General features: G+C 66.1%; 28 protein-coding genes. 15 read left to right on the forward strand and 13 right to left on the reverse strand.

From position 1 onward, the window contains the following. Positions 1-3: 3 nt before the first annotated feature. Together ACW177_RS11150 and ACW177_RS11155 are read right to left on the reverse strand one after the other, a co-directional pair. The gene (locus ACW177_RS11150) at positions 4-600 is read right to left on the reverse strand and encodes a hypothetical protein (RefSeq protein ID WP_492025779.1); all 597 of its coding nucleotides are present in this window, start codon (positions 598-600) and stop codon (positions 4-6) included. Beyond that, on the reverse strand, positions 593-1537 hold the full coding sequence (locus ACW177_RS11155; RefSeq protein WP_492025780.1) for a hypothetical protein: 945 nt from the start codon (positions 1535-1537) through the stop codon (positions 593-595). The genes ACW177_RS11150 and ACW177_RS11155 overlap by 8 nt, the downstream gene beginning before the upstream one ends. 132 nt (positions 1538-1669) lie before the next feature. On the opposite strand from ACW177_RS11155, the gene ACW177_RS11160 reads away from it, so the two are divergent. Next, positions 1670-2152 (forward strand): low molecular weight protein-tyrosine-phosphatase, encoded by a 483-nt coding sequence (locus ACW177_RS11160; RefSeq protein ID WP_492025781.1) that lies wholly within the window; start codon positions 1670-1672, stop codon positions 2150-2152. Here the strand turns inward: ACW177_RS11160 and ACW177_RS11165 are convergent. Further along, a complete protein-coding gene (locus ACW177_RS11165; RefSeq protein ID WP_492025782.1) occupies positions 2097-2438 on the reverse strand; it encodes a hypothetical protein in 342 nt (113 codons plus the stop codon). The genes ACW177_RS11160 and ACW177_RS11165 overlap by 56 nt on opposite strands. 98 nt (positions 2439-2536) lie before the next feature. Here ACW177_RS11165 and ACW177_RS11170 point away from each other — a divergent pair, with 98 nt between their 5' ends. Continuing rightward, a complete protein-coding gene (locus ACW177_RS11170; protein WP_492025783.1) occupies positions 2537-3064 on the forward strand; it encodes an RNA polymerase sigma factor in 528 nt (175 codons plus the stop codon). Further along, positions 3061-3633 (forward strand): hypothetical protein, encoded by a 573-nt coding sequence (locus ACW177_RS11175; RefSeq protein ID WP_492025784.1) that lies wholly within the window; start codon positions 3061-3063, stop codon positions 3631-3633. The genes ACW177_RS11170 and ACW177_RS11175 overlap by 4 nt, the downstream gene beginning before the upstream one ends. Positions 3634-3640: 7 nt before the next feature. On the opposite strand, the gene rsmD is transcribed toward ACW177_RS11175, so the two are convergent. Together rsmD and ACW177_RS11185 are read right to left on the reverse strand one after the other, a co-directional pair. Continuing rightward, positions 3641-4204 (reverse strand): 16S rRNA (guanine(966)-N(2))-methyltransferase RsmD, encoded by a 564-nt coding sequence (gene rsmD / locus ACW177_RS11180; RefSeq protein WP_154726815.1) that lies wholly within the window; start codon positions 4202-4204, stop codon positions 3641-3643. Positions 4205-4207: 3 nt separating this feature from the next. After that, a complete protein-coding gene (locus tag ACW177_RS11185) occupies positions 4208-5779 on the reverse strand; it encodes a pseudouridine synthase (RefSeq protein WP_492025785.1) in 1572 nt (523 codons plus the stop codon). Positions 5780-5791: 12 nt separating this feature from the next. On the opposite strand from ACW177_RS11185, the gene tadA reads away from it, so the two are divergent. After that, positions 5792-6250 (forward strand): tRNA adenosine(34) deaminase TadA, encoded by a 459-nt coding sequence (gene tadA, locus ACW177_RS11190; protein ID WP_492025786.1) that lies wholly within the window; start codon positions 5792-5794, stop codon positions 6248-6250. Between the two features lie 39 nt (positions 6251-6289). After that, complete coding sequence (locus ACW177_RS11195) at positions 6290-6715, forward strand: MliC family protein (protein WP_492025787.1); 426 nt, start codon at positions 6290-6292, stop codon at positions 6713-6715. On the opposite strand, the gene ACW177_RS11200 is transcribed toward ACW177_RS11195, so the two are convergent. From ACW177_RS11200 to ACW177_RS11210, 3 genes are read right to left on the reverse strand one after another with little or no spacing between them, the layout of a single operon-like run. Beyond that, positions 6712-7299, reverse strand: coding sequence for a GNAT family N-acetyltransferase (locus ACW177_RS11200; protein WP_492028110.1), 588 nt, complete (start codon positions 7297-7299; stop codon positions 6712-6714). The two genes, ACW177_RS11195 and ACW177_RS11200, sit on opposite strands and share 4 nt — an antisense overlap. Next, positions 7299-8405 (reverse strand): 3-dehydroquinate synthase, encoded by a 1107-nt coding sequence (aroB, locus tag ACW177_RS11205; RefSeq protein ID WP_492025788.1) that lies wholly within the window; start codon positions 8403-8405, stop codon positions 7299-7301. Before aroB ends, ACW177_RS11200 begins: the two co-directional genes overlap by 1 nt. After that, the gene (locus ACW177_RS11210; protein ID WP_492025789.1) at positions 8402-8968 is read right to left on the reverse strand and encodes a shikimate kinase; all 567 of its coding nucleotides are present in this window, start codon (positions 8966-8968) and stop codon (positions 8402-8404) included. Before ACW177_RS11210 ends, aroB begins: the two co-directional genes overlap by 4 nt. Positions 8969-9093: 125 nt before the next feature. Here ACW177_RS11210 and ACW177_RS11215 point away from each other — a divergent pair, with 125 nt between their 5' ends. The 4 genes from ACW177_RS11215 (at position 9094) to ACW177_RS11230 (ending at position 12155) form a co-directional block, all read left to right on the forward strand. Continuing rightward, positions 9094-9996: a site-specific tyrosine recombinase XerD gene (locus ACW177_RS11215; RefSeq protein WP_492025790.1), complete on the forward strand. Its 903-nt coding sequence runs from the start codon at positions 9094-9096 to the stop codon at positions 9994-9996. A gap of 111 nt (positions 9997-10107) precedes the next feature. Beyond that, positions 10108-11055, forward strand: coding sequence for an acetyl-CoA carboxylase carboxyltransferase subunit alpha (locus ACW177_RS11220; protein WP_492025791.1), 948 nt, complete (start codon positions 10108-10110; stop codon positions 11053-11055). A gap of 159 nt (positions 11056-11214) precedes the next feature. Further along, on the forward strand, positions 11215-11670 hold the full coding sequence (locus tag ACW177_RS11225; RefSeq protein ID WP_492025792.1) for a response regulator: 456 nt from the start codon (positions 11215-11217) through the stop codon (positions 11668-11670). Then, positions 11667-12155, forward strand: coding sequence for a chemotaxis protein CheE (locus ACW177_RS11230; RefSeq protein ID WP_492025793.1), 489 nt, complete (start codon positions 11667-11669; stop codon positions 12153-12155). The genes ACW177_RS11225 and ACW177_RS11230 overlap by 4 nt, the downstream gene beginning before the upstream one ends. Here ACW177_RS11230 and ACW177_RS11235 read toward each other — a convergent pair. The 5 genes from ACW177_RS11235 to ACW177_RS11255 all read right to left on the reverse strand — a co-directional run bounded on the left by ACW177_RS11235 (position 12146) and on the right by ACW177_RS11255 (position 18671). After that, on the reverse strand, positions 12146-13963 hold the full coding sequence (locus tag ACW177_RS11235) for an ABCB family ABC transporter ATP-binding protein/permease (protein ID WP_492025794.1): 1818 nt from the start codon (positions 13961-13963) through the stop codon (positions 12146-12148). The two genes, ACW177_RS11230 and ACW177_RS11235, sit on opposite strands and share 10 nt — an antisense overlap. A gap of 124 nt (positions 13964-14087) precedes the next feature. Further along, the gene (locus ACW177_RS11240) at positions 14088-15104 is read right to left on the reverse strand and encodes a threonine aldolase family protein (protein ID WP_492025795.1); all 1017 of its coding nucleotides are present in this window, start codon (positions 15102-15104) and stop codon (positions 14088-14090) included. Further along, positions 15104-16051, reverse strand: coding sequence for a mechanosensitive ion channel family protein (locus tag ACW177_RS11245; protein ID WP_492025796.1), 948 nt, complete (start codon positions 16049-16051; stop codon positions 15104-15106). Before ACW177_RS11245 ends, ACW177_RS11240 begins: the two co-directional genes overlap by 1 nt. A 77-nt stretch (positions 16052-16128) precedes the next feature. Next, the gene (locus ACW177_RS11250) at positions 16129-17028 is read right to left on the reverse strand and encodes an enoyl-CoA hydratase-related protein (RefSeq protein WP_492025797.1); all 900 of its coding nucleotides are present in this window, start codon (positions 17026-17028) and stop codon (positions 16129-16131) included. Positions 17029-17078: 50 nt separating this feature from the next. Continuing rightward, positions 17079-18671 (reverse strand): carboxyl transferase domain-containing protein, encoded by a 1593-nt coding sequence (locus ACW177_RS11255; RefSeq protein ID WP_492025798.1) that lies wholly within the window; start codon positions 18669-18671, stop codon positions 17079-17081. Positions 18672-18945: 274 nt separating this feature from the next. Here ACW177_RS11255 and rpsF point away from each other — a divergent pair, with 274 nt between their 5' ends. From rpsF to ACW177_RS11285, 6 genes are all read left to right on the forward strand, one after another. Next, positions 18946-19332, forward strand: coding sequence for a 30S ribosomal protein S6 (gene rpsF / locus ACW177_RS11260; RefSeq protein ID WP_040349448.1), 387 nt, complete (start codon positions 18946-18948; stop codon positions 19330-19332). A gap of 12 nt (positions 19333-19344) precedes the next feature. After that, positions 19345-19623, forward strand: coding sequence for a 30S ribosomal protein S18 (gene rpsR, locus ACW177_RS11265; protein WP_008259463.1), 279 nt, complete (start codon positions 19345-19347; stop codon positions 19621-19623). Position 19624: 1 nt separating this feature from the next. Continuing rightward, positions 19625-20209, forward strand: a complete 585-nt coding sequence (gene rplI, locus ACW177_RS11270) for a 50S ribosomal protein L9 (protein WP_271165877.1) — start codon at positions 19625-19627, stop codon at positions 20207-20209. Positions 20210-20385: 176 nt separating this feature from the next. Continuing rightward, positions 20386-20751 carry a hypothetical protein gene (locus tag ACW177_RS11275; RefSeq protein ID WP_492025799.1) on the forward strand — a complete coding sequence of 122 codons (366 nt, stop codon included), beginning with the start codon at positions 20386-20388 and terminating at the stop codon, positions 20749-20751. After that, complete coding sequence (locus tag ACW177_RS11280) at positions 20739-21221, forward strand: hypothetical protein (RefSeq protein WP_492025800.1); 483 nt, start codon at positions 20739-20741, stop codon at positions 21219-21221. Before ACW177_RS11275 ends, ACW177_RS11280 begins: the two co-directional genes overlap by 13 nt. Positions 21222-21331: 110 nt before the next feature. Further along, the gene (locus tag ACW177_RS11285; RefSeq protein WP_492025801.1) at positions 21332-22822 is read left to right on the forward strand and encodes a replicative DNA helicase; all 1491 of its coding nucleotides are present in this window, start codon (positions 21332-21334) and stop codon (positions 22820-22822) included. The last annotated feature ends 6 nt before the right edge of the window (positions 22823-22828 follow it).

Raw genomic sequence — 22828 nt, forward strand, 5'->3', positions numbered from 1 at the left:
GCCTTATGGACGGATTTTTTGAGAGAAAAGAAAGTTAATCCTTCCGGTTATGCGCAAAAATGTAAAAGCGCTCTCAATAACAAGAAAGTAAAACAACCAGACAATCAGAACCCAAACAACATACCCAGCCAAATGAAATACCTCTGACAAGAGGATCATTTTTGGTCGGATCATGTTCATCCACCAATACGACGACGACGAAATAGGCGGCAACATAAGAATTAGTGAAACTGACAAGCTAAAGAGGCAGATAAGATTAAAATAGGCAATATTCGAAAATATTTCTTCGGAAACCTTTATCGCCTGCTCTCTTTTTAGGGACCCTTCAATGGAAGCAGGTTCGACAGGAGTGCGCTCAGAGTCTGCTGCCCTTGACGACACCAAAAAAAACATCACGCTAAAGCTAAAACCGATAAGAATAGCCTGTATGGTGATAACCCCACCCAAGAATGGCGAAATTCCTCTGTAGAATAAAATTGCAAGGATAAGAGCCAAAGCAATTTGAGACATCATTCTCCATAATATGGACTGTCTTTTATTGAGCCTATGGTCAAAAAACGTCTCTGAATTTTCCTTTATTATATCCTTGATGCTAACCACGCTCAGTCCTCGATATGATCTGAGACTTAAGAATCGACAATATAGCCTTTAGCGTATCGTCGTATGAGGGATGCCCGTCTGAGTTTACTTCGATTTCGAGTGGAAAACGGGTCGCGAAGCCACCAGATTCAATCATGTGTATCGCGGTGTTTTTGCGCCCATTTACAGTCGCAAAAACGGTGACGTCTTCGATATCATCATCGGATACATCCATAAGGTCGCTCTGACTTAGAAGCAGGGCCATACCCTTTTTTACTTCTTCTTTTGGCTTTCCAATAAGAGGAAACACCCCATTCGAAACTGACGCTTCAAAACCTTGTTGATTACGCTGTTTTCGGAACGCCACTACACCTGAGTTTGTGAATGTCGGCTTTCCGGTAAGTGTCTTAGGATCATTTACGAATTTCACTCGAACCTCGGTTGGCTGAGCGTCCTTGTAATACGCTCCACTTACTCGAAACGAATGTGCCGTTATAGAGCCTGGGTCAGGCAAAAGATCCCGAACCGTCCGCTCTAGAGCAGAGTATCCACCGAACTGGCCGAGGTACTGAGCGGCAACGTAAAGACGACCACTCTCGCTATGGTAGAGTAGATAGTGGAAAGGACGCAAGCTCACGCTGTCGGCAGGTATCACTCCGCGAGCGCTATTCCGATAAGCGTGACCGGAATAGGATGCTTGAAACACGCCAAACATAGTCCGTTTATCGACACGTTTTGGCTGCTCCATCGGCACCTCGAGACGGTACCTCACACGATCCTTAACCGTCGCGTCATCCAAGTCCACAATTGGCTTTGCCTCAATCGCTGAGCAAAGCTTGTCAAACTCGGCATCGGAAATTGGCGTAGGGGGTGCTTCCGGCTTTCCGTTAGGATCGTTCCGAACCATGTAGTGAAAACTGGCGCTTACAGCCTCACGCTTCCTTTTTTCCTTAGCCACTAACGAATCCTCCCCGCCTAGTTTCGTTAGCGATCATGCTGGCGAAAACGAACAGCGCAAGTTCAAGTTGGGCTACTTATAAACCTTCGATACGTCGCTTCTGGTCGTATCCCCCTCGCCGTTGAGCTACCAATGCCCTCCATCCTCTTCGTCTGCCTCGGCAACATCTGTCGCTCCCCCCTCGCCGAGGCCGCCCTCCGCGCCGAGGCCCAACGCCTGCGGCTCGACCTGATCGTCGAGTCCGCCGGCACGGGGAACTGGCATGTCGGCCATCCGCCCGATCCGCGCGCCCAGGCCGTGGCGCGCAAACATGGGATCGATATTTCCGGCTATCAGGGCCGGCAGGTGACGCCGGCGGACTTCCGCCGCTTCACCCACGTCATCGCCCTGGACCACGACAACCTGGCCAATCTGCGCCAGATCCAGCCCAGGGACGACGAAGGGGGCGCCGTCGCCGAACTCAGCCTGCTGCTCGACCACGTGCCCGGCCGCGAGGGCCAGGCCGTGACCGATCCTTATTTCGGCGACGACGCCGGGTTCGAGGTCACCTGGGCCGAGGTTACGGCTGCGGCGGAACAGCTGGCGGCGCGGCTTCGGGCGTCCCCCGTCCCGTGATCTTGCGCCAGATCCGCTTGCGCGCCTCGACCACCGACACCCCCAGCAGGGCCGCCGTGGTCCAGAACAGGGCCTCGGTCGTCACCGCCGCGACGATGGCCAAGGTGATGCGCGCGCCGCGATCCACATCGAGATAGAGGCCGATCCCCAGGCCGATCCAGGCGCAGATCGCCCCGACCAGCAGCAGCAGGGCCAGCATCTTCAGGAACCCCTTGCCGCGCGTCAGCACGCCCTTTTTCGGCGTCTCTATCGTCCCCGTCTCGATCGTCCCCGTCTCAATGGTCATGGCGAACTCCTTTGTTTTTCGACGCCTGACCTGAAAGTCTCGCCGGGTTCCGGAGTCTTTCATCCCGACCGACGATTTTTTCACGGAGACCGCCGCGCTTGGGACGCGACCAGACCTTCGAGGCCCTGCTGGCCGAGCACGGCGGCATGTTGCGCCGCATCGCCTCGGCCTATGAGGCGGATCGCGAGCGGCGGCGCGAGCTGGAGCAGGACATATTGCTGGCCGTCTGGCGCGCCCTGCCCAAACACCGGGGCGAGGCGCCCTTGCGCCATTTCATCGCCCGGGTGGCCCACAACCGGGCCGTCACCCATGTGGCGCGCGAGGCGGCCGAGCCGCGCCGCCAGCCCCTGGACGAGGCCGCCCCCTCGGACGCCCCCACCCCGCACGAAGCGGCCGAGACGCGGGATCTGCACGACCGGCTGGGCCAGGCGGTGCGCGCCCTGCCCCTGTCGCTGCGCCAGCCGGCGCTTCTGACCCTGGAAGGCTTCGCCCCGGCCGAGATCGCCGACATGCTGGGCCTGAACCCCAACGCCGTCTCTATCCGCCTGACCCGCGCAAAGGCCGCGCTCAGAATCGCTTTGGGCGAGGCCCTGAACCCCGCTCCGTCCCAAGAGGTCCGCTCATGACCCGCCCCGATGACGACTGGACCGACCTGACCCAGGCCTGGACCGAGACCCCCGACCCCGAACCCCGCCTGGACGCCGGCTTCATCCGGTCCTTACGCCGCCGCGACCGGCTGGCCCGGCTCAATTTCTGGCAGGAGATGGGCGGCGGGGTCGTCGTGCTGGGGGTTATGGGCTGGGCCGCCTATCGCGGCATTCCCCTGACGGCCCTCGCGGCCGGCCTGGCCTTCGTTCTCGTGGCCCTGGGCCTGACCCTATGGTCCCGACGCGGCCACCCCGGCCTGTTGACCGAGACGCCGCAGGCCGTGTTGCGCTCGGCTATGGGCCAGGCTCGCACCGGCTACCGCTGGGCCCTGTCCGGCGTCGCCATCAGCGTGGCGGCCATGATCTTCCTGCTGGTCATCTTGAGGACGCTCGATCCCGCGCAGGGGCCCGCCGGGGCCGTCATCCCCGGGATGTTCGGCTTCCTAGTCGTCTGCATCGGCTACTACCTGCGCCACGCCCGCCGCTGCCGCCGTCGGATGGCGGCGCATCGGGCGGCGCTGGAAGCGCTGGAAATGGACGCCCCGTAGGTCCGGGTTAGGCCACCCGCAGGAACAGCACTCGCGCTGCGCCGTAATCCCGGGCGTCCAGCCGTTCATAGCCGGGGGTGTCGATGTCAGGCTCGTCCGACCCGCGCTCGAACACCACCAGGGCGCCGGGCTTCAGCCAGTTCCCCTCCAGCAGCCTTGCCAGCGTCTGCTCCCCCAGCCCCTTGCCATAGGGCGGGTCCAGGAAGGCGATGTCGAAGGCCTCGCCGTCAGAGCCGGGCCGCACGCCCAGGTCCGTCGCGCTGCGCCGATGGACGCGGGTGCGCCCCATGACCCCATAGGCGTCGGCGTTCTCTCGGATGGCGCCCCGCGCGCCATCGTCGGTCTCGACGAACAGGCAGAAGCCCGCGCCCCGGCTGATCGCCTCGAACCCCAGGGCGCCCGATCCGGCGTACAGGTCGATGACCCGCGCGCCGTTCAGGCTCTCGGCCCAGGCGGCGTGTTCCAGCACGTTGAACACGGCCTGCCGCGCGCGGTCGGAGGTCGGGCGCGTGCCCTGCCCCTCCGGCGCGACGATGGCCCGCCCCTTCAGGCTTCCCGCAACGATCCGCAAGCCTCAGCTCCGGGGCGTACGGGGCTTGCCCCCCGGTGCGCGGCCGCCCGGCTTGAGCCCACTCGTGCCCGACGGGCCAGCCGGCTTGCCGCCGCCGGTCCGTGGCGGCCGGGTCTCACGACTGCTGCCGCTCGCGCCGAAGCCGCGCGGCTTGAAATCCCGCTTGCCCGCGTCGGCGCCCGCCGTGCGCGGCTTGTACTCGCGCTTGGGTCCGTCGCTGCTACGGGCCGGAGCCCCTTCGCGGGGCTTGAAGGCGCGAGCGGGACGGTCGCCGTCCTCACGCGGCTTGTAGGTGCGGGCCGGGCGTTCGCCGTCGGTCGGGGCGCCCTCGCGCGGTTTGAAGCTCTTCTTCGGATGGCCGGTCTTGGGCGCAGCCTTGGCCCAGCCCTCCTTCTTCGGCGGCCGCTCGCGGCGCTCGACCGCGTCGGCCTGGGCCGTTTCGGCGGCGCGGACGCGGCTGGGCTTGCGCGACGGGTCAGACATGGCCGAGCCCGAGCGTCCCTTGACGATGGGCGTCGACACCCGGCGGCCGGGGATGGGCGCCGGCGTCTCGACCGTATTGCCGGTCGGCAAGTTCTCGGGCCGGATGTAGTCGGCCAGCAGTTCGCGGATCACACGCGGCCCGACCTCTTCGACCGAGCCGATGGGCAGGACGTCCAGACGGAACGGACCATAGGCCAGGCGGATCAGCCGGTTGACCGTCAGGCCGACCGATTCCAGCACCTTGCGGACTTCGCGGTTCTTGCCCTCGGTGATCGAGACCGAGATCCACAGGTTGGCCGGCGCGCGCCCATCCTCGGACTTGGACTCCTTGGCCTTGTCCAGCGTCGCCTCGATGGGGCCGTAGGAGACGCCCTCAACGGTCACGCCGTCCTTCAGCTTGTCTAACTGTTCCTGGGTGATCTTACCCCGCGCCCGCGCCCGGTACTGACGCACCAGCGAGGTCGCCGGCAGTTCCAGCGCCCGGCTCAGTTCGCCGTCATTGGTCAGCAGCAGCAGGCCTTCGGTCGCCAGATCCAGCCGTCCGACCGAGATCACGCGCGGCAGCCCTGCCGGCAGGGCGTCGAACACCGTCGGCCGTCCGGTCGGATCGCTGTGGCTGGTCAAGAGGCCGGCCGGCTTGTGATAGCGCCAGACCCGCGTCGCCTGGGTCGAACCGATGGGCTTGCCGTCCACGGTGATCACGTCGTCACGCGTCACCAGGGTGGCGGGCGTGTCCAGGATGCGGCCGTTGACCGCCACCTTGCCCAGACCGATCAGTCGCTCGACCTCGCGCCGCGAGGCGATGCCGGCGCGGGCCATGGTCTTGGCGATTCGCTCGGCGCGCAGCGGCGTGTCGCTCTTGCCCGAAGCGGACGACGGCTTGCCGTCCTTGCCGGCGCGCGGCCGGTCGCCTCGATCCGGCTTGTCGCCGAACCGCTTGGGGCCGTCTTCGCGAGGGCTGCGCGGCTTGTCGCCGAAGGAGGTCTTCCCGTCACCGCTCTTGCGAGGACCGGAGGATTTAAAGGGCCGAGGCGACCGTTCGTCTTGACGGGCGCGGGGCTTCTTGTCGTTGTCGTCTGTATGGCGGACCATGATGAGCGGTTCATGCGCATGGCGCTGGACCAAGCGCAAGCGGCGGCGGACGCAGGAGAGGTGCCTGTGGGCGCAATTCTTGTCGATCCTGCCTCAGGTGAGGTAATTTCGACCGGCGCCAACGGTCCGATTGCGGCCCACGACCCCACCGCCCACGCCGAGATCGTCGCGATGCGGCGCGCGGCGTCGGCGCTCGAAAACTACCGCCTGACCGGCCTGACCCTCTATGTGACGCTGGAACCCTGCGCCATGTGCGCCGGCGCCATCAGCCACGCCCGAATCGGCCGCGTGGTCTGGGCCGCCGACGATCCCAAGGGCGGCGCGGTCCTCCACGGCCCTCGATTGTTCGAACAACCCACCTGCCACTGGCGCCCGGCAACGGACTCGGGTCTTCTGGGGGAAGAGGCGTCCGCGCTGCTGAAGTCCTTCTTCCGTCAACGGAGGGGAACAGCGGCGGGTGACGCACGTTAGACCGCCGCGCCAAGCGGCGCCGTTGTGAGGAGTATCGCCTTGTCCAAGCCGGGCCTGCCGCCGTCGATCCTGTTCAGCGGCCTCGCCGCCGCCCTTCTGCTGACGGCCTGCGGCCCCGATCCCGACAAGGCGCCCAGAACCGGCGACGAGGTCAAGGAACGCGCCATCGAGGCCCAGACCGCCCGCCAACGCACCGGCGCCGAGATCCAGGACCGCACGCTGAACCGCGTCGTCCACACCGTCTATCTGTGCGACAATGGGGAGCGCCTGTCGGTCGATTTCGACAATCCGCGCCAGATGGCCACCATCCGCAACTCGTCCGGCGAGGCCATCGACCTGTACCAGGAACGCGCCGCCGACGGCATCTGGTACCGCGCCTCCAACGTCGAACTGCGCGGCAAGGGCGTCCTCGCCACCTGGTCCGTCGAAGGTCGCCAACCGACGCAATGCCGGGCGGTGGATTAGGCGAAACCCGCCAGCCGTTGATCCAAGCCGTCGCGAACCACCGGCCAGTCTTCATCGATCACCGCAAACATGGCCGTATCCCGTGCGCGCCCAGTCCAGGTGATCTTGTGCTTCCTCAGAACGCCTTCGGCCTTGGCGCCCAGCTTGAGGATCGCCGCCTGGCTCCGGGCGTTGAGGGCGTCGGTGATGATCTCCACCCGCACCGCGCCTGCGTTGAAGGCGTGGGCAAACAACAGCCGCTTGCAGGCCGGATTGATCGGTCCGCCGCGCACTTCGGGCCGATAAAAGGTCGAGCCTATCTCGCAGCGGCGATAGGCCGGGTTGATCTCGTACAGGCTGGTCGTGCCGACCACCGCCCCGTCTGAGCGCCGCCGCACCGCATAGGCAATCCGAGTCCCGGCCCGCATGGCCGTCAGCGCGCTCTCCCACCAGCCGTCGAAATTCTCACCCTGGGCCGAGCCGACCATGGCCGCCCAGGCCTCGGGATCGCAGTCCAGCGCCGCGCGGACCTCGTCTTTCAGCCCGTCCTCGAACGGCTCCAGCCGCACGAACCGATCTTCGAGCGGGACCGTGGCAATCCGCATCACGCGGTCGCGCCTTCCTCGACCAGAAAGCCCCGCACCTTGTCCGCATCCACGCCCTTGGACACGAAAGCCTGGCCGACGCCGCGCGCCAGGATCAGGGTCAGGGCCCCGCCCTCGGCCTTCTTGTCCCCCGCCATCAGGGCCAGCAGCCGGTCGGCCGCGAACACGCCCGCCTGATCCAACCGCGTCGGCAAACCCGCCGCCGCGACCACCGTCTCGACCCGCGCCACATCCTCGGCCGAACACAGCCCCTCGCGCGCCGAGTATCGGAAGGCCATACAGCACCCCAAGGCCACGGCTTCGCCATGCGCCAGCGCGTCTTCGTCGAACCCGACCTCGGTCTCGACCGCATGGCCGAAGGTGTGGCCCAGGTTCAGCAGGGCGCGCCGCCCCGCCTCCTTCTCGTCCTCGCCGACCACCGCGCTCTTGATCTCGACCGAGCGGATCACCGCCTGTTCCAGCGCCGCCGGATCGCCGTCGGCGCCCGCAGCCCCCTCGCCCGCCAACCAATCAAAGAAGGCCGCGTCGCAGATCAGCCCGTGCTTCAGCACCTCGGCCCAGCCGGACTTCACCTGCCGCACCGGCAGGGTCGCCAGCACGTCGATATCCGCCAGCACCAGACGCGGCTGATGGAAGGCGCCGACCAGGTTTTTGCCGCGCGGGGTGTCGATGGCCGTCTTGCCGCCCACGGACGAGTCGACCTGGGCCAGCAAAGTCGTCGGGATCTGCACGAAGTCGATGCCGCGCATGTACAGCGCCGCCGCCAGTCCAGCGAGGTCGCCGACCACGCCGCCGCCCAGGGCGATGACCACGTCCTTGCGGTCCAGCCCGATCTCCAACAATCGGTCCAGCACCTGCTCCAACTGGGTGAAGGACTTCGACCCCTCGCCCGCAGGCACCGCCACGATCTCGCTCTTGACGCCCGCCGCCGTCAGCGACGCCGTCAGGGCCGGGGCGTGGATGCGCGCCACGGTCTCGTCGGTGACGATGACAGTCCGGCCCTTGGCCAGCGGCGCGATCCGTTCGCCCGCCTGGGCCAACAGCCCGCGTCCCACCACGACGTCATAGGCCGCGAAGGCCCCGCCGCTGACTGGAATGATCGTCACGTCTTCGTCTCCGCGCGCCGTCTCTGGCGCCAGTGCCGACGCAGATTCTTGTGAATGGCGTCCACCGCCTGACCGTGAGAGCCCTGCCCCACGTCCACGGCGACGTCAGCCTCGCCATAGATTGGATAGCGGACCTCGGCCAAGTCGGTCAGCACCGTCAGCGGGTCCTTGCCGCGTAGCAGCGGCCGGGTGTCGCGACGCGCCACCCGTTCGGCGATGACCTTCAGATCAGCCCTCAGCCAGACCGTGTCGGCCCGTTCCTTCAGCAGAGCCCGCGTCTCCGCATTCATCATCGCCCCGCCGCCGGTGGCGAGAACGATGGGCGGCCCCTCCAGCAGGCGGCGGATCACCCGCGCCTCGCCGGCCCGGAACTCTTCTTCCCCCAGAGCAGCGAAGATTTCGGACACGGTCATCCCCGCCGCCGATTCGATCTCCACATCCCCGTCGGCGAAGGGCAACCTCAGTCGGCCAGCCAGTCGACGTCCGACCGACGATTTGCCCACCCCCATCAGTCCGACCAGGGCTATGGTGCGGGTCGGTCCCGGATTCGCGCGCCGCCTCATCCGGCGGCTCCGGCGGAACAGACGGTCAAGGAAACGGCGAAGGCGACGGCGAAGGCAGGCATGATCCTGAAAACCTCTACACCAAGCCTGACCATGCGCCATCCGTTCGCAGGATGGATTGAGCCATGACGCCCCAGATCGAGGCCTTTCTGGAGATGATGGCGGTAGAGCGCGACGCCTCGCCCCACACTCTGTCGGCCTATGGGCGGGATCTTGCCGACGCCGAAACGGCGCTGTCCGACGCCGGAGGACTGATGAAGGCGGACGCCGAGGCGCTGGAGGCCTGGTTCTCCGACCTGTCGCGGCGCGGCCTGTCCGCCGCCACCGCTGCGCGCCGTCGCTCGTCCGCGCGTCAATTCTATCGCTTCGCCCTGGCCGAGGGTTGGCGGATGGACGACCCCTCTCGCCGACTGGATGCGCCCAAACAGGGCCGCCCCCTGCCCAAACTGCTTAGTCGCGACGAGATCGACCGACTGCTGACGGCGGCGGCTGCCCGCGACGCGGCGGCGGGCCTGCGCCTGGTCGCCCTGGTCGAGATGGCCTACGCCTCGGGCCTTCGCGTCTCGGAATTGCTTGGGCTGAAGGTCGAGGCTGTGCGCCGGGACCCCGCCTATCTGATCGTGCGGGGCAAAGGCGGCAAAGAACGGCTGGCCCCCCTGAACCCGGCGGCCCGCGCGGCGGTCAAGACCTGGCTGACCGCCCGCGACGCCAAGCGAAAGCCGGAGGCGCCGGACAGTCCCTGGCTCTTTCCCTCTTCCGGCCGCACTGGCCACCTGACGCCTCGCCGCTTCGCCCAACTGCTGGACGAAGCGGCCCTGGTCGCCGGCATCGACCCCGCGCGCGTCAGCCCGCACGTCCTGCGCCACGCCTTCGCCACCCACCTGCTGGAGGGCGGCGCGGACCTTCGCGTCGTCCAGACCCTGCTCGGCCACGCCGACATCGCCACGACCCAAATCTACACCCACGTCGCCACCGACCGCTTGGCCCAGGTCGTCCAGCAAAACCACCCCTTGGCGCGGGATGACTAAGCGCCCACTGAATGGTCGCGCGCTCGCCGCTTGCCCCGCCGCTCCGACCTCTCTAGTTTCCCCCGCCTTCCCTAGGGGCGGTTGTCCCGCCCGCAGTACCCGGACGCCTTTATGGCCACGCACTATCTCGACTTCGAAAAGCCGATCGCCGATCTGGAAGCCAAGATCGAGGAACTGTCGGCCCTGTCCGAGACCTCCGGCGGTTTCGACGCCGAGATCGCCGGCCTGCGCAAGAAGGCGGAACAACTGCGCAAGAAGACCTACGCCGGTCTGGACCCCTGGATGAAGACCCAGGTCGCGCGCCATCCGCAGCGGCCGCATTTCGTCGACTATGTCGAGAGCCTGTTCACCGACTGGAACGAACTGCACGGCGACCGCCAGTTCGGCGACGACCAGGCCATCCTGGGCGGCCTGGCCCGCTTCCGCGGCCGTCCGGTCGTGATCATGGGCCACGAAAAGGGTCACGACACCGCCACCCGCATCACCCACAATTTCGGCATGGCCCGGCCCGAGGGCTATCGCAAGGCCGTGCGCCTGATGGACATGGCCGAACAGTTCGGCCTGCCGGTCCTCAGCTTCATCGACACCGCCGGTGCCTATCCAGGTCTGGGCGCCGAGGAGCGGGGCCAGGCCGAGGCCATCGCCCGCTCCACCGAACGCTGCCTGACCCTGGGCGTGCCCTCTATCGCCACCATCACGGGCGAAGGCGGATCGGGCGGCGCCATCGCCATCGCGTCGGCCAGCCGCGTGCTGATGCTGGAGCACTCGATCTATTCGGTCATCTCGCCCGAAGGCGCGGCCGGCATCCTGTGGCGCGACGGCGCGCGGGCGCGGGACGCGGCCATGGCCATGAAGATCACCGGCCCGGATCTGATGAGCCTGAAGATCGTCGATCGGTTGATCGACGAACCCATCGGCGGCGCCCACGCTGACCGCGACGCCGCCATGGCCAATGTCGGCGACGTCCTGGCCGAAGAGCTGAAATCCTTCGAAGGCCTGTCTCCGCAGCAGATCAAGACGCAACGCGCCGACCGCTTCTACGCCATCGGCGCCCTTTGACCGAACAGCGTTAATCGCCCGTCCATCATATGAGGCGATCCTGTCGCTCTCATTGCGGGGATAGTGGCGGGCATGGCGACGGGCGAGTCCCTAAGAGACAGCGCGGTTTTCAACCTCAGCGGCGCGATCACCATGGTGGTTGACGACTCGCCCTTTTCCTTGACCCTGACAACCTGTGTCCTCGCAGGATTTGGCGTCCGTCCGGCCTTCACCGTTGGGCGCAGCGTCGAGGCCCGTCACATTCTTCAGGAAAAGCCGGTCGATCTACTTTTGGTCGATACCGACATGCCCGAGATCGACGGGTTTGAGCTGGTGCGGTGGCTGCGGCGTTCAGGCCCCAATCCAAACGCCTTCACGCCCGTCATCATGACCGCCAGCCACATCCGCCGGGGACGGGTGGCCGAAGCGCGCGACTGCGGCGCCAACTTCGTTGTCACCAAGCCCTTCAGCGCCGCCATGTTGCTTGAGCGCATCCTATGGGTCGCCCGCGACGAACGCCCTTTCCTCGAGGTCGGCGATTACCTGGGGCCGGATCGTCGGTTCCGAAACGAAGGATATGAGGGCGAGGAGCGGCGCGGTCGCATCACCCGTCCGGAGACGGTGGAATTCGCATGACGGTCATCACCCATCCCAGACGTTCGTCGCGCCTCGCCGAAATGATTGATCGTCCCGGCGGCGTCAGCGTGGGCGTCGCCCTTGCCCAAGCCAAGGCCAATCTGGACGCGATGAAAGATCAGGGTCAGGCCATCATCGTCGAGAACATCGCCGCCCTGCTGGCCGAGCCTGCATCCGACATCTCCGAACCCGTCCGGCTGGATGCCGCCTACGCCGCGTCGAGCCAGATCATCGACGCCGCCAGCCCCTTCGCCCTGGACGATCTGTGCACAGCGGCCAAAGGCCTGTGCGACCTTCTGGACGCCGCACCAAGGGGCGGGGGTTTCGACTGGCGCATCGCCACGGTCCATGCCCAGGCCATGAAGCTTCTGCTCGCCCTGCCGTCCGACGCCCCGGGCACGCCCGAGGCGCGCGCAGCCATCATGACCAATCTGGGCGAGGTCGTCCGACGTAAACTGCCGACAGGACCTCAGGTTCAGGCCTGAACAGCCCTGCCCGCCCGCGTCTGCTTGCGCCACAGGGCGGCGTATTCTCCGCCCAGACGTGCGACCAGCTCGTGGTGCGCTCCACGCTCGACGATCCGTCCGGCCTTCAGCACCAGTATCTGGTCAGCGTCCGCCACCGTCGACAGCCGGTGCGCCACCACCAGGGTGGTGCGGCCGGCGCTGACCCGCCTCAGGGTCTTCTGGATCGCCGCCTCGGTGCGGCTGTCCAGGGCGCTAGTGGCCTCGTCCAGGATCAGGATACAGGGGTCAGCCAGCAGGGCGCGGGCGATGCCGACTCTTTGGCGTTCTCCCCCTGACAGCTTCAGCCCCCGCTCTCCGACCCGCGTCGCCATGCCGTCGGGCAGGCCGCGAATAAAGTCGGACAGCTCGGCCGCCTCTGCCGCCGCCCATACCTGAGATTCATCGGAGTCCGGTCGAGCGAAGGCGATATTGGCGTAGAGGGTGTCGTTGAACAGGGCCACGTCCTGCGGCACGAGGGCGACCGCCGCCCGCAACGAAGCCTGGGTCACGGCCCTTGCGTCGTGGCCATCGATCAGAACCCGCCCCTCCTGCGGATCCAGCAGCCGCAAAGCCAGTTTGACGATGGTGGACTTGCCCGCCCCTGACGGCCCCACCAAGGCCGTCGTAGTTCCCGGCGCGGCGACAAAGCTGACGTCTTCCAGACCATTGGCCCGGGCGTCATGGCGGAAGCCGACATGCTGGAACTCGACCGAGGCCCCACGTGCATCGGCAGGGCGCGGCAACGGTGTCGCTTCGGCCGCATCCGCCACCTGGGGCGTCTGGCGCGTCACCTTCAGCATCTCTTCCATGTCGATGAAGGACTGGCGGATCTCACGATAGGCGAAGCCCAGGATGTTCAGCGGGGCGTAAAGCGAGATCATGATCAGAACCGCCGCCGTCACGTCCCCCGGCCCCATCCGGCCCGCTGCGGCCTCGAACCCGGCCATCACCGCCATGACGCCCAGGCCGATGTTCATGATCAGGGCCTGAACCCCGTTCAGCAGGGCCAGCGAACTGTTGGCCTTCAGCGACGCCTGGGCGTAGTCGCCCAACGCCCGGTCATAGGTCTGGGCCGCCCGACTCTCGGCCCCGAACGACTTGACCGTCTCGTAGTTCAGCAGGGCGTCGACCGAGACCCCCGCCGCCTCGGAATCGGCGGCGTTCATCACCCGCCGATGCTCCAGCCGCCAATTGGACAGGGCGAAGGTCATGCCCGTGTAGACCACCACCACGGCCACAGCGACCGCCGCGAACCGCCAATCGTACTTGCCGCCCAGCACCGCTGCGGCAAGCACCAGTTCAACCCCGGTCGGAACCAGGTTGAAGGCGAGAATTCGCAGCAGGAAGTCCACGGCACGGGATCCCCGATCCATCGTCCTCGACAAGGCGCCCGAGCGTTTGGTCTGGTGGAAATCCAGCGACAGGCTCAGCGCATGGGCGAAGGCTTCGGCCGCAGTCGTCCGCTGGGCGGCCGCGCGAACGGGGGCGAACACCACATCCGATATCTGCGGCGCCGCCGCCGACAGGAACCGCACCAGGGCCCAGCCCACGGCGAAGGCGGCGAAACCCCAGCCGACCGCAACCGCCGCGCCCTGCCCGGCCGCCAACCGATTGACCGCCGCACCGAGGACCAAGGGCGCCAGCACCCCTAACCCCTTGCCCGCCAAGGTCAGCCCGATGGCGGAAATCAGCCGCAGCCGCAGCTGCGGCGCGCCCGAGCGACCGACCAGTCGCACCAGGTCCGTCAACGCCTTCAGCGTCGGCGGACCTTCCGTTTTTTCCTGCATGCTCCCCGCCTGCTGCGCCTTGACCATAGGGTCGCGCCGGCCGCCGGAGCGCTCTCCGCGCATCGCCATGACCCGCATATGGACAGTCTATGCGACCGGGAAAAGGCCGCGGACGCTGGGCGGCTCAGTTCAGGCCCGCAATCGCGTCGATCAACTCATCCACGGCGTCCTCCTGGGTCGCCCACGAGCAGACGAACCGCACGGACCCGTCACCGAATTGGTAGCAGGCCCAACCCAGGGCGTTCAGCCTCTGATGCGCCTCAGCGGGCATCCGCACGAACACGGTGTTGGCCTCGACCGGATGCGCCAGCACATAGGGCGAGCGGGTCGCCACGCCTGCCGCCAGACGCTGCGCCATCAGATTGGCGTAAGCGCCGCCAGCCTCCCAGTCGCCGCTCTCCAGCAGGCCCAGCATCGGTCCGGCCAGCATCCGCGCCTTGGACGCCACCTGCCCCGCCTGTTTCAGGCGGTTGTCCAGCCGCCGCGCCAGGCTCTTGTCGAACAGCACGATGGCCTCGACGCAATTCGCGCCCGCCTTGGCCCCTCCGAACACCAGCACGTCCACGCCCAGGCGCGGAATGTCCTTCAGGTCGAAGCCAGCCGCCGCCGCATTGGCCAGCCGCGCCCCGTCCATGTGGACGCCATAGCCACGCGCCTTCGTCGGCTCGATCAGATGGCGCAGTTCCTCCTCGGTATAGACCGCGCCGTATTCTGTGGCCTGAGTCAGGGACAGGGCGGCCGGGGGCTGGCGATGACCGACCTCGGGCTCGGCCAGCGCCGCCGTCAGCGCCAGAGGATCGATCCGGCCCGAAAACCCTGGCAGCCCGATCAAGCCCACACCCTGACCGAAGAAGCCCGGCGCCCCTGTCTCGTCGGTGCAGACGTGAGCGGCATGGTGCGCCAGCACCGCCTCGAACGGGAAGGTCAACATCGACAGGCCGATGGCATTGGCCGCCGTGCCGCTGAAGACGAAGCGGATCTCGGCGTCGGCGTCCAGTCTCTGGCGGATTTGATCGGCCGCCCGCGCCGTGATGTCGTCAGCGCCATAGGACGGGACGAAGCCGGCGTTGGCGCGAACCAGGCCCTCGACGGCGCTGGGCGCCATGCCGGCAGTGTTGTCGGATCCGAAATCGTAACGCATCAGCTCTTCTTCGTCGTCAAGTCGCTCTCGCCACGCTCGACCGTCCGTACACGAACCACCGGCATGACATCTTCATCGCCATAGGGCACGGCGACCTGATGCGGGAAGGGAATCTCGATCCCGGCGTCGTCCAGCGCCTCCTTGCCGCCCTGCATCAAATCGGCCTGGGTCTGCCACCAATCCTCGACCTTGACCCAGGCGTGGAGTGTCACCTGAACCGAGCTGTCCAGCAGCCCGGTCACGCCCGTCCACGGATGCGGATCGTCCAGCACCTTCTCGTGCGCCGCCGCCATATCCGCCAGGACACAGCGCGCCTTGTTCAGGTCGTCGCCATAGCCGACGCCGAAATTGATCTCGATCCGCCGCGTCTGCTGGCCCGTGAGGTTAGTCAGGGGGTCGCTCAGCACCTTTGAATTGGGAATGACGATCTTGTGGTTATTGGCGTTCGAAAGCTGGGTCGTGAACAGGTCCAGCCGCTGCACCGTGCCGGCCATGCCGCCCACATCCACCACGTCGCCGACCCGATAAGGTCTCAGCACCAGCAGCATGATCCCGGACGCCACGTTCGACAGCGTCCCTTGCAGGGCCAACCCCACCGCCAGCGAAGCCGCCCCCAGAACGGCGATGATCGAGGTCGTCTGCACCCCTAACCGCTGCAAGACGGCGATCATGCCGATGATGATCACTACGACCCTGACCACCTGAACGCCGAAGCTCAGGACAGTCTGATCATGCCGGAAGGCGCCCACCCGCGACAGGGCGTTGCGCGCCAGCCGCGCCGCCCATTTCGCCGCGAACAGCGTCGCCGCGAAGATCAGAACTGCGATGATCAGATTGATGGCGAAGTCGCCGGCCATGTCGGTGATCTTGGCGATCATGACGGTATCGACGGCGACGGCCTGACGCCCAGCGGCGACGACTTCTGCGATTGGGGAAGCGCTCAACATGGGGCGGGTCTAACGCCTGAGGCGCCGATTGAAACCCCCGCAAGGGTCAATATTCGCCAATAGAAGCCTGCGAGGCCTCACCCCGCCCAATCGGGCTTACGCTTGTCCAGGAACGCCCTCACCCCTTCCTGACCTTCACGCGAGACACGGGCGCGGGCGATGCGTTTGGCGGTGTCGTCCAGCAAGCCGCTGTCGATCCGATGACCGGCGATATCATTCACAAGCCGCTTCGCCTCGCCCATGGCGCCGGGCGCATTGCCGGTCAGGCTGTCTGTCAGCATCGCGATGAACTCGTCCTCCGACCCTTCGGGCAGGACCAGGTCGATCAGACCGGCGTGTGCGGCGTAGTCGGCGTCGAAACTGTTGCCGGTCAGGAACAACTGACGGGCGCGGCGGGCGCCGACGGCCTCAATCACATAGGGCGCGATGGTCGCCGGGATCAGGCCCAGCTTGACCTCGGAGAAGGCGAAACGCGCGCCCTCGACCGCCACGGCCATGTCGCAGGCGGCGACTATGCCGGCCCCGCCGCCCATGGCCGCGCCCTCGACGATGGCGCACGTCAGAGCGGGCACGTCGTGCAGTGCCTTCAGCATCTTCGCCAGGCCCATGGCGTCGTCGCGATTGTCCGCCTCGGACCAGTCGGCGGCGTCGCGCATCCAGTTCAGGTCGGCGCCGGCGCTGAAGGTGCCGCCCGCGCCGCGAATGAAGACCGCCCGGACATGGTCGGCGCCGTGCAGGGTCTCGAAGGCCTCGTGCAGAGCGGCGATGGTCGCTGCGTCGAAGGCGTTTTTCTTGGCCGGCCGGTTGATGGTGACGAAGACCACGCCGTCGGTGGTGGCGTCGATCTGGATCAGGTCGTCGTTCGCGTCCGGCGCGGGGTCGGCCAGCAGCGGATGCGAGATACTGTTCATCTCGGCCGCCTCGGCGTCGGTGACATCCAGGGCGTTCAGGTCGGCTTCGGTCGGTTGATCGGCCATGGTCGTCTCCAACTGGGGTTCCGCTTTCCAACGAGGAGCGGAAGAATAGGTTACATCCGGAAGAGGCCGAACGTGGTCTCCGGGATCGGAGCATTCAGGCTCGCCGATATAGCCAGGCCCAGGACATCCCGTGTTTGCGCAGGATCAATAATGCCGTCATCCCAAAGACGGGCCGTTGCGTAGTAGGGATTGCCTTCGTCCTCGTACTTCTGGCGGATCGGCGCCTTGAAAGCCTCTGCCTCTTCGGGCGACCAGGTCTCCGCGTCGCGGTGGACGGTGGCCAGGACCGACGCGGCCTGCTCGCCCCCCATCACGCCGATCCGGCTGTTCGGCCAGGTGAAGAGGAAGCGCGGCGAATAGGCACGGCCGCACATGCCGTAGTTTCCGGCGCCGAAACTGCCGCCGATCAGGACGGTGAACTTCGGAACCTCGGCCGAAGCGACGGCGGTGACCAGTTTGGCGCCATCCTTGGCGATGCCCCCGGCCTCGTATTTGCCGCCGACCATGAAGCCCGAAATGTTCTGCAGGAACAGCAGCGGGATCTTCCGCTTGCAGGCCAGTTCGATGAAGTGGGCGCCCTTCTGGGCGCTCTCGGAGAAGATGACGCCGTTGTTGGCCAGGATGGCGACCGGATAACCCCAAATGCGTGCGAAACCGCACACCAGGGTCGAGCCGTACAGGGCCTTAAACTCGTCGAACTCGGATCCGTCCACCAGTCGGGCGATGACCTCGCGTACATCATAGGGGGCGCGGACGTCGTCAGGGATCAGGCCGTACAATTCTTCGGCCGCGAAGGCCGGCGCGCGGGGCTCGCGCACGTCCATGTCCACAGACTTGGTCGTGTTCAGATTGGCGACGATGGAGCGGACGATCTCCAGCGCATGTTCGTCGTTCTCAGCCACATGATCCACCACGCCCGAGCGACGACCATGGGTCTCGGCCCCGCCCAGTTCCTCGGCTGAAATGACCTCGCCGGTGGCGGCCTTCACCAGGGGCGGGCCGGCCAGGAAGATGGCGCCCTGATTGCGCACAATGATCGTCTCGTCCGACATGGCAGGCACATAGGCGCCGCCGGCGGTGGACAGGCCCATGACGCAGGCGATCTGGGCGATGCCCTTGGCGCTCATCCGCGCCTGGTTGAAGAAGATGCGGCCGAAATGGTCGCGGTCGGGAAACACCTCGGCCTGGTGCGGCAGGTTGGCCCCGCCAGAGTCCACCAGATAGACGCACGGCAGGCGGTTCTGCTCGGCGATCTCCTGGGCGCGCAGGTGCTTCTTCACCGTCATGGGGAAATAGGCGCCGCCCTTCACTGTCGGGTCGTTGGCGACGATCATGACCTCGCGGCCCGAGACCCTGCCGATCCCCGCAATCACACCGGCGGCCGGGGCCTCGCCGTCATACATGCCGTGGGCCGCCAACTGCCCGACCTCAAGGAAGGGTGAGCCGGGGTCCAGCAGACGCTCGACGCGGTCGCGAGGCAACAGCTTGCCGCGGGCCACATGGCGTTCGCGCGACTTGTCGGAACCGCCGCGCGCGGCCTTGGCCACCTGGTCGCGAAGTTCGGCGACCAGGGCGCTGTTGTGCGCGTGCAGGGACTTGTATCTGGGGCTCTGCGGATCGACCGCTGACGTCAGCTTCGGCATAGGGGTTGGTTTAGAGGCACGGGGTGAGAAGTGCTAGTGAGCCGATCAAGCCTGCTGCTCACCCCCTTGCTCACTAGCACTTCTCACCCTGCCAGCGCGGCTGTCCTTGCCTCCTCGCCCCTTTTCCCCTATAGGCCCCGCCTTTCCAGGGCTTCGGTCCTGTCGCGGAACACCAAAGGGTTGGACGTTCGGTCCGGCCGCCGCGCCAGGAGCCATCGTGGGGATCGACTTACCCGGTCGTTTCCACGCCGACGCCCACAAGGGAGACTACCGCATGGCTCTTTACGAGCACACGGTCATGACGCGCCAGGATATCTCGGCGCAACAGGCCGAAGCGCTGAACGACACCATCAAGGACCTGATCGTGCAAGGTGGCGGTTCCGTCGCCAAGATCGAGTACTGGGGTCTGCGCAACCTGACGTACCGCGTGAAGAAGAACCGCAAGGCTCACTATTCGCTGCTGGCCGTCGACGCCCCTCCGGCCGCCATGGCCGAAGTCGAGCGTCAACTGGGCATCAACGAAGACGTGCTGCGTTGGCTGACCGTCCGCGTCGAGGAACTCGACCTGGAACTGTCGCCGCTGCTGGCCCGCCGCGAGCGTGAACGCGAGCGTGAGCGCGAGCGCACCCCGCGCGACGACGCCGCCGCCGACGCCGAATAAGGAACCCGGAACATGACCGATACTACTGCCCCGACCCCGGGCGCACCGGCGGGCTCCGGCGCCGCCGGCCGCCGCCCCTTCTATCGTCGCCGCAAGGTCTGCCCGTTCTCGGGCGCCAATGCGCCGAAGATCGACTACAAGGACGTGAAGCTGCTGCAGCGTTACGTCTCCGAACGCGGCAAGATCGTGCCTTCGCGCATCACCGCCGTCTCCCAGAAGAAGCAACGCGAACTGGCCAAGGCCATCAAGCGCGCTCGCTATCTGGCCCTCCTGCCGTACGTGGTGAAGTAAGATGAAGGTCGTTCTGCTGGAACGCGTCGAGAATCTCGGCGCCATCGGCGACGTCGTGTCCGTCAAGGACGGCTTCGCCCGTAACTTCCTTCTGCCGCGCGACAAGGCCCGTCGGGCCACCGCCGCTAACCTGAAGGCGTTCGAACTCGACCGCGCCGCCATCGAGCAGCGCAACGAGAAGAACAAAGCCGATGCACAGAAGGTCGCCGACAAGATCGACGGCCAGACCTACATCATGATCCGTCAGGCCGGTGAAACCGGTCACCTGTACGGTTCGGTCGCCGGCCGCGACGTCGCCGAGGCCATCCAGGCCGAAGGCGGCAAGGTCGAGCGTTCGCAGGTCGTCCTGAACACGGCGATCAAGACCCTGGGCGTTCACGAAGTGCCGGTCCGCCTGCACGCCGAGGTCCGCGCATCGGTCAAGATCAACATCGCCCGTTCGATGGATGAAGCCGAGCGTCAAGCCAAGGGCGAGGACGTGATCCGCAGCCAGTTCGACGATGAGCGCCAGGCCGCCGAGCAATCGGCCCAGGAACTGATCGAAGGCGGCGCCGGTCAACAGGAAGGCTTCGGCGACGAAGCCTGATCCGACGGATCGCCGAAACATCAGGGGCGCGTTCCGCAAGGGACGCGCCCTTTTTGCTGCGTTGAACGATCCGCCTCAGGAAGATTACCAAAACTTCAGAACCCCACGGGATTCGCGCCCCCGTTGCGCCACATATCGTCGATCAATCTGGCGCCTCGTGTTCGGAGGGGATCGATATGAAGGCCAAAATAGCTGCGGGCGTCCTCGCCCTTTCACTCGTCGCCGGGGCCGCCCAGGCCATGACTGTCCAGGAATTCCTGAACACCGCCAACGGCATTCCGCGCAACCCCACGGCCCTGCTGCGGTCTGACACCCGCCGATTGATGGGCGAGTTCCGAGGGGCTGTGCAAACCGTACGCTCGGAACAGGCTGCGGCGACGGCCGCCGGACGACGGCCCGCCACCTGTATGCCGGACAAGATCAGCCTCTCGGCCGACGATATTCTAACTCGGTTCAACGCCATTCCCGCCGAACGGCGCAGCATCAGCACGACCCAGGCCGTGCGTGAATGGATGGCGCAGAAATACCCTTGCCCAGTATGACCCGAGGCGGCACGACGCGCACGTCGGCGCTTCGGTCAGCGACCCTATTCATCGCCGGAGCCCTGCTGATCGTGGGCGGTCTGATCGGACTCGATTTGCTGTTGGGGGCGGGCGAAATCGACACCTCACGACCCCCGAAGGGACCTCATCCCGCCGCCCTGTTCGGACTGGGCCTGGTTCTGATGGCGGTCGAAGCTGCACTTTTCACCCTCTTGCCAATCGAACTGTCGCGGCGGTTCCTGAAACGGGCCTGGCCAGGCGTCGCGGCGGGTTTCGCCGGCTATGTCGTTGCGATCCACTGGGATAACGGCTGGCTGGGGCTGGTGGTCTCGACCTGGATCTGGAGCATCGTGACCGGCGCCTATCTGCTGGAGCGGCCGGCCTCGTGGCGCCGGGCGGCCTGTCAGGCGATCGGGCTGAAATGGGTTTTCTGGATCTTCGCGATGGTGGGATTGACCGCCGGAGACTGATCGCTGCGGTTGAGGAATTCCCGTTCACCCACAGGGTGGACGATCTGTCCACGGTCGTGGCGACGTCCCCGACTGACGCAGGCGCGTGTCAGGGATAAAGCGTTAAGACAATGAACGCCTTCGCCCCCATGCCCTTTTCGTCCTCGCCGATGGACCCCAGCGGCGTCGCCTCGATGCCCCATAACCTGGAGGCGGAACAGGCCCTGCTGGGCGCGCTGATGTTCGACAATGGCGTGTTCGAACGGCTGAGCGACCGTCTGCGCGGCTCGCATTTCTACGAACCCTTCCACCAGCGGCTGTTCGAGGCGATCGAGGATCACATCCGACAAGGGATGCTGGCCGAGCCCACCATCCTGATGGAGCGGTTCAAACAGGACCCGGCGTTCCAGGAGTTCGGCGGCCTGCGCTATTTCGCCGATCTGGTGGACCGGGCGCCGCCGGCGGCCAATGCCCCGGACTATGCGCGGGTGGTCTATGACACGGCCCTGCGTCGCGACCTGATCCGCATCGGCGGCGAGATCATCAAGGAGGCGCCCAATCCCGAGACGCCGGCCGATGAACAGATCGAACAGGCCGAACAGACCCTGTATTCCCTGGCTGAGACGGGCAAGCCGTCGTCCGGTTTCGTCAGCTTTTCCCACGCCCTGTCCGGCGCCGTTCAGATGGCGGCCGAAGCCTATCAGCGCGAAGGCAAGCTGGCGGGTCTGGCGACGGGCCTGAACGACCTGGACCGGAAACTGGGCGGGTTGCACCCCTCCGACCTGCTGATCCTCGCCGGCCGGCCGTCGATGGGCAAGACGGCGCTGGCAACCAACATGGCCTTCAACGTGGCCCGCGCCTATCAGTGGGAGCCGACGCCCGAGGGCCGCAAGACGGTCAACGGCGGGGTCGTCGCCTTCTATTCGCTGGAAATGAGCGCCGAACAGCTGGCCATGCGGATCCTGGCCGACGCCTCGGGCGTGTCCTCGGACAAGCTGCGCAAGGGCGAGATCGACGCCACCGATTTCGGCAAGTTGCGCGACGCAGCGGTCGAGATCGGCGAGAGCCCCTTGTACATCGACGCCACCGGCGGCCTGTCCATTTCGAAGCTGGCCGCCCGGGCGCGCCGCCTGAAGCGGATGGAACATGGGCTGGACCTGATCATCGTCGACTATCTGCAACTGGTCACGACCGGCGACGGCGGCGGGCAGAAGAACCGCGTGCAGGAAGTGTCAGAGATCACCGGCGGCCTGAAGGCCCTGGCCAAGGAACTGTCGGTGCCGATCATCGCCCTGTCGCAGCTGTCGCGTCAGGTCGAACAGCGCGAAGACAAGCGGCCGCAACTGTCCGACCTGCGGGAATCCGGCTCGATCGAGCAGGACGCCGACTGCGTCATGTTCGTCTATCGCGAGAGCTACTACCTGGGCCGCGCCGAACCCCGCGAAGGCACCGAGGAACACCTGCAATGGCAGCAGGACATGGACCGGCTTCAAGGTCAGGCCGAGGTCGTCATCGGCAAACAACGCCACGGCCCTATCGGCATCGTCAAACTGGCCTTCGACGCCGACACGGTTCGCTTCGGCAACCTGGCGCACGGCTATGAGGAAGTCAGCTACGAATAGCAGGCG

Source organism: Brevundimonas sp. AVps23W, from assembly GCF_058681395.1.